The following is a 5,848-nucleotide window of genomic DNA, read 5'->3' on the forward strand; positions in this document are numbered from 1 at the left end:
GTCTAGTGCAGCAGCCGCCGCGGCAACAGGGGGTGTTTACGGGGCAGCGCTCGCCGCGGGCCGGGTCGGCGGCCGGGCGCCGGGGCGCTCACCGGCGCCCGGCTCCTGCCCGGTACCCGGTGTGGTGCGGGTATCGACCGGGACCTCCAGGCTCACCCGGTAGCCCTCGGTGTTGCTGCCGGTGACGGCGGCCAGCTGGCTGGCGCCGGCGTCGTCGCCGAAGACGTTGTCGCTGCGCAGGCTCACCGCGGCCAGGTTCTTGACCGAGGGCTCATAGCCCACGGTGGCGTACACCTGCTCGCACGCCTCTTGGGGCAGGGCCACCTGGGAGGTGGCGATCGCGTTGGCCGCATCGGTGACCGAATGCTCGTCCGGGTAGATTTCAAAGTGGATGTGCGGCCAGCGCCCGGCATAGCAGGCCGGGAAGATGCTGGTGAAGCGCACCATCCCGTCCTGGTCGCTGAGCTGCACGCCGCGCAGGTAGTTTTCCTCCTGCACCCCGGTGGAGTACATCGAGTAGCGGCCCTGGCGGTCGCACTGCCAGACGTAGACGGCCACCCCGATCATCGGGGCGTTGTCCTTCGCGCTGTCCAGGATGCGCAGCTGCAGCTGCATCTCGATGCCCTGGGCGGTGCCCGTGGCACCGTCGAAGCTGGAACGGATATCGCTGCGCACGATCCCGGAACGCTCCAGCACGTCCGGACCGTTGGAGCCGTCCGCGGGTAGGGGCCGGCCGTCTCCTCGGGGATTTCAGCCGCGCCCCGTGAACCGGTTCCGGCGGTGGGGGCGCAGGCGGACAGGGTGAAGGCCAGGGTGCCCAGCCCCATGGCGGTGAGCATCTGGCGCCGGTCGAGCAGGGTCTGCACGTCAAACCCCAGCCCCTGATCCTCCAAGTCTTCGCCCGGGCGGGGCAGGGGGCGGTTGTTGAACCAGCGTCCTGGCGGGGTGGATGTCATGACGGCTCCTTTGTGCATCCGGGGCAGCTTTAAAACCAAGGGCACCACCAGGCCTGTTGCCCGATGGTGCCTTTGAGGATATGCGCCGGTATTGGGTTCCGGCACAGCTGCGGCTATGTGGCCGCTATGACCTTGTGCTTAGCGCACCGCGGAGTCCTGCACGCCCTCCACGCTGCTCTCACCGGCCACCCGCCGGTCCCAGCTGGCCAGCACCTGCGCGTCGGTGCGCCCGGTGGCCAGCGAGACCACGATGTAGGTCAACGCCGAGGCGAGCAGGCCGAAGTAGATCGGTTCGTTCGCGTACACCCCGTCGAACGTGTTCTTCGCCCCGATCTCCAGGTAGATCATCGTGCCCAGGGTGACCGCCGTGCCCGCGGCCATCGACCAGGCCGCGCCCACCCCGTTGCCGCGGCGCCAAATCAGCCCGCCGAGGATGGAGATCAGCAGCCCGCCGACCAGGATGTCATAGGAAATGGTCAGCGCGGCGACCACGTCGTCCACCACGATCGCCAGGATCATGATGACCACGCCCAGCCCGAACACCCACCAGCGGTTGTTGCTGACCTCGTGTTCCGGGTTCTTCTGTTCATCGCGCTGCAGGTCGCGGCCGAACCAGCTGGCCACAAACGGGGCGACGTCGGTGCGCGCCACGGTGGCGGCGGCGATCAGTGCGCCGGAGGCGGTGGACATCATCGCGGCCACCGCGGCGGCCAGCACGATCCCGCCCACGGCCAGCGGCAGCACCTGCAGGGCCACCTCGGCGTAGACCGCGTCCGGGTTCTGTTCGGCCTCGGCCGCGATCCCCGGCAGCGCCACGCGCGCGGCCATGCCGATGATCGCGCCGGCCGCGCCGTAGATGATGCAGTAGATGCCGGCCGACAGCCCGCCCCAGCGGGCCACGTTGTCGCTGCGGGCGGTGAAGACCCGCTGCCAGATGTCCTGGCCGATCAGCAGGCCCAGCCCGTAGACAACGAAGTAGGTGATGATGGTCTGCAGTCCGATGCCGTCCCACTGGAAGAAGGTGGCATCCAGGCGCTGCTGCATGGCCGACCAGCCGCCGCCGGCACCCAGCACGAAGGGCAGCATCAGGAAGAAGACGCCCACGGTCTTGATGAAGAACTGCACTTGGTCGGCCAGGGTGATGGACCACATCCCGCCGATGGAGGAGTAGATCAGCACAATGCCGCCGCCGACCAGGATGGCCAGCCAGCGTTCCCAGCCGTAGAGCACCATGAAGATCGTGGCGTAGGCGCCGGTGGAGGTGGCGCACAGCATCAGCGTGTAGGCCAGCATGACAATGCCCGAGGTGTTGGTTGCGGCCCGGGAGCCGTACCGCAGGGTGAGCATCTGGGAGACGGTGAAGATCTTTAGCCGCTGAATCTTCGGGGCGAAGAACAGTGAGAGGGCCGAGACCCCGATGCCGATGGCCACCACCAGCCACATCCCGGAGATGCCGTGGCGATAGCCCAGGCCCACGCCGCCCACGGTCGAGGCCCCGCCAAGCACGACGGCGGCCATGGTTCCGGTGTACAGCACCGGTCCCAGCCGTCGGCCGGCCACCAGGTAATCGCTCGTGGAATGGGTGCGGGACTTGCCCCACCAGCCGAAGGCCAGCATGCCCACGAGGTATAAGGCGACAATGCCGCCGTTGATGTAATCCATTGAACTTCCCTGTGATGAAAATGACGCTCCACAAAGAATGACAGCAAAAACAAAAGATGTCTATCGGTAAACGCGAGGTGAGTCACAGAACGTCGCGGATCCACCGTCGCCGCGTGCGGGAAATATGAGGTCGCCCACTACAGTGGAGGCAGGAACTCAGATGCGCGGAGGAAAAATGAAGGCGTTGCCCGTCGAGCCCACCGGCTCATCGATCAAGATCGGCAGCCGACTGCGCGTGGCCCGGCAGGGCCAGCGCCTGACCATTGACCAGGTCGCGGAAATGGCGGGGCTGACCAAGGGCTTCCTCTCCCGCGTGGAGCGTGATCTGACCAGCCCCTCGGTCGCCACCTTGCTGACCCTGTGCGAGGTGCTGTCCATCGAAGTGGGGGAGCTGTTCACGGTCCCCGAGACGAAGCTGGTCAAATTGGAGGCCGCCCCGCGCATCTCCCTGGGCGGGGAGGGGATCATTGAACAGCTGCTCACCCCGCGCACCGAACGCCGGGTGCAGTTGATCCGCGCCGAGATCGCGCCGCACGGTGCCGGGGAAGCCGAGCTGTATTCCATGGACTGCCAGGTTGAGGTGCTGCACGTGCACTCCGGGCACTTCACGCTGATCCTGAGCGAGGAGCGCATGGAGCTGCAGGCCGGGGACACCGTGACCTTTCCCGGGAGGGAGCCGCACAGCTGGATCAATCCCAGCCCCGAGCCGGCGGTGGTGACCTGGACCCTGGTGCTGTAGTCGCTGCCGGGGAAGAGCGCCGCGCCGGGCTATCCTAGACAAGGCGGGAAAACCGCCGGGCCAGGCAGGAAGACGGACGGGAGTGCGGTGAACGCAACGCAGCCAACGGCAGCCGAGGGCTCCGTGCCGGTCATCCCCTGGTGGTTCTCCGCAGTCCTGGGCATCATCATGGGCGTCACCCTGACCCTGATTCGCACCCAGCGCTACTTCTTCATCGTCGGCGCCGGGGTGCTGGCGCTGATGATCTTCGTGGTGGGGATCCTGACCATCCGCCGCCGCCAGCGCCACGCCGAGCTGATGCAAAGCCGCACCAGTCTGGGCTACCTGCTGTGGATGCTGGTGATCATCATCCTGGCCGGTCCGGTGCACACCATCTACCTGGCCGATGAGCCCGCTGAGCTGTGGCTGAAGTCGGTGCTGCTTTCGCTCGGCTTCACAGTGGCCATCCGGCAGGTCGACCGCCACCTGGTCGCCCATTCACGGCAGCGGGGCTAACCCGCCGTTCCCCGCCCCCGATAATGGAATTGGCGCGTCCGCGTCCAGCGCACCGTCAAGTACCGGTGTCTTCTGGCGGGGCCGCATTGGATTCTCGCGGCCCGGCGGGGAGGGTTGCGGCACCCAGGAACGCCGCGTGCTGCGGCGGCCCGACCTGGGCACTATGACCCACGCCCTGGATGAACTATCCCTAGCCTGTGCCCCGTCGGTTCCCTAATGTGATCTGCATCATTGAATGCGGGAGGGAATCGCTATGACGACATCGGGTGGGGCGCCGGCGCAATCCGGGGCCGGACTGAAAAAGGTCCTGGGCAAATGGGACATCCTGGCCATCGGCGTGGGCGCCATGATCGGTTTCGGCTGGGTGGTGCTCACCGGTGACTGGATCACCAGTGCCGGTCCGCTCGGCGCGGCCCTGGCCATGGCGGTTGGCGGTGGCATCATGGCCATCGTCGGGCTGACCTACGCCGAACTGGTGGCCGCCATGCCCAAGGCCGGCGGGGAGCACAACTACCTGCTGCGCGCCCTGGGCGCGCGCTGGTCCTTCGCCGGTTCCTGGGGGATTGTGGGCGGCTACATCACCATCGTCGCCTTCGAGGCAGTGGCCCTGCCCAAATCCGTGGCCTACATCTTCCCGCAGATCAACCAGGTCAAACTCTGGGACATTGCCGGTTCGGAGGTGTTCCTGTTCTGGGCGCTGGTGGGGGTGGCCGGGGCGGTGGTGATCACCTGGATCAACATCCGCGGCATCAAGACGGCGGGGATCGTGCAAACCTTCGTGGTGCTTTTCCTCTTCCTCATTGGAGCCATGCTGCTCACCGGGGCCTTCACCGGCGGCCAGGCATCCAACATGGAGCCCTTCTTCCTCAACGGCACCGCAGGGTTCTTCGGGGTGATGATCATTGTCCCGTTCATGTTCGTCGGCTTCGACGTCATCCCGCAGTCCGCGGAGGAATGCAATATCGCCCCGCGCAAGATTGGGCGCTATGTGATCATCTCCGTCATGATCGCCACCGCCTGGTACGTCATGGTCATCATGGCCACCTCCTCGGGGATGAACGCCTCCGCGCTGGCCGGCTCCGATCTGGCCACCGCCGACGCCATGGGTGCCCTGTTCAATTCCGAGACCATGGCCAAGGTGCTGATCGCCGGCGGCATCGCCGGCATCCTCACCTCCTGGAACTCCCTGCTGATGGGGGCCTCGCGCCTGCTGTTCGCCATGGCGCACTCGGGCATGCTGCCGCGCTGGTTCGCCTACCTGCACCCGAAGTACCGCACCCCGTCCCATGCGCTGCTGTTCATTGGCGGGCTGTCCGTGCTGGCCCCGTTCTTCGGCTCGGCGATGCTCGGCTGGCTGGTGGACTCCGGCTCCCCGTCCATCGTTGTGGCCTACCTGCTGGTGGGGGTGGCCTTTGTGATCCTGCGCCGGCGCGAACCGCAGATGAACCGTCCGCTGCGGGTGGGTGGACGCGGAAACTTTGGGCAGCTGATCGGCGTGCTATCGGTGCTGTTGTGCGCCTGGCTGATCAGCCTGTACCTGCCGGGCATGCCGGCGGCGATCGGCTGGCAGCCCTGGGTGCTCTTTGGCAGCTGGTGGCTGCTGGGCATGATCTTCATCCTGCGCATCCCGCGCGGCATCACCCCCGGCGAGAACGCCGAAATGGAGCTGATGCAGCTGATGAGCATCCGCCAGCAGGCCAAGCTGGGGGCCAGCGGCCCGGATGCGGTGGCCGCCCGGGCCGCCCGCCCCAACCGCCAGCGCGCCGCCCAGCGCGACGGGCGCTAGCCCACCGAACCGGGCAGCATGGACCGGCTGCGGCGCAACCCCAGGGGTTGGCCGCAGCCGGTCCATGCGCCGTTAAGCCCCGGGCAGGCCGATGCCGTCCGGGGGCTTGGGGCTAGGGTTCTTCGCGTCGAATGGCCAGCCACAGGCGGGCGGCGACATCCGGGTCATCCAGGTTCTGCTGCAGCAGCTTGCCGGCCGTGGCGATCCGCA

At 67.2% G+C, this 5,848-nt stretch carries 5 protein-coding genes; 3 read left to right on the forward strand and 2 right to left on the reverse strand.

Annotated features, from left to right (window positions below; all coding sequences use genetic code 11):
- Positions 1-36 precede the first annotated feature (36 nt).
- Entirely contained in the window at positions 37-696 is a 660-nt protein-coding gene (locus RCJ92_RS14575) for an intradiol ring-cleavage dioxygenase (protein ID WP_446754944.1), read from the reverse strand.
- A 398-nt stretch (positions 697-1,094) separates the two neighbouring features.
- Positions 1,095-2,618, reverse strand: coding sequence for a sodium:solute symporter (locus RCJ92_RS14580; RefSeq protein WP_138174798.1), 1,524 nt, complete (start codon positions 2,616-2,618; stop codon positions 1,095-1,097).
- A gap of 175 nt (positions 2,619-2,793) precedes the next feature.
- Between RCJ92_RS14580 and RCJ92_RS14585 the strand changes: the two genes are divergently transcribed.
- From RCJ92_RS14585 to RCJ92_RS14595, 3 genes are all read left to right on the forward strand, one after another.
- On the forward strand, positions 2,794-3,357 hold the full coding sequence (locus RCJ92_RS14585; RefSeq protein WP_446754945.1) for a helix-turn-helix domain-containing protein: 564 nt from the start codon (positions 2,794-2,796) through the stop codon (positions 3,355-3,357).
- Positions 3,358-3,444: 87 nt separating this feature from the next.
- The gene (locus RCJ92_RS14590; RefSeq protein ID WP_343831518.1) at positions 3,445-3,852 is read left to right on the forward strand and encodes a hypothetical protein; all 408 of its coding nucleotides are present in this window, start codon (positions 3,445-3,447) and stop codon (positions 3,850-3,852) included.
- Between the two features lie 253 nt (positions 3,853-4,105).
- Positions 4,106-5,638, forward strand: a complete 1,533-nt coding sequence (locus RCJ92_RS14595; RefSeq protein ID WP_446754946.1) for an APC family permease — start codon at positions 4,106-4,108, stop codon at positions 5,636-5,638.
- Positions 5,639-5,848: the final 210 nt, after the last annotated feature.

This window comes from Glutamicibacter sp. BSL13 (genome assembly GCF_052928425.1).

Excerpts from the sequence above, each read along its gene's own strand:
- RCJ92_RS14585 (WP_446754945.1), top strand. The coding sequence starts at position 2,794 with ATGAAGGCGTTGCCCGTCGAGCCCACCGGCTCATCGATCAAGATCGGC.
- RCJ92_RS14580 (WP_138174798.1), bottom strand. The coding sequence starts at position 2,618 with ATGGATTACATCAACGGCGGCATTGTCGCCTTATACCTCGTGGGCATG.
- RCJ92_RS14595 (WP_446754946.1), top strand. The coding sequence starts at position 4,106 with ATGACGACATCGGGTGGGGCGCCGGCGCAATCCGGGGCCGGACTGAAA.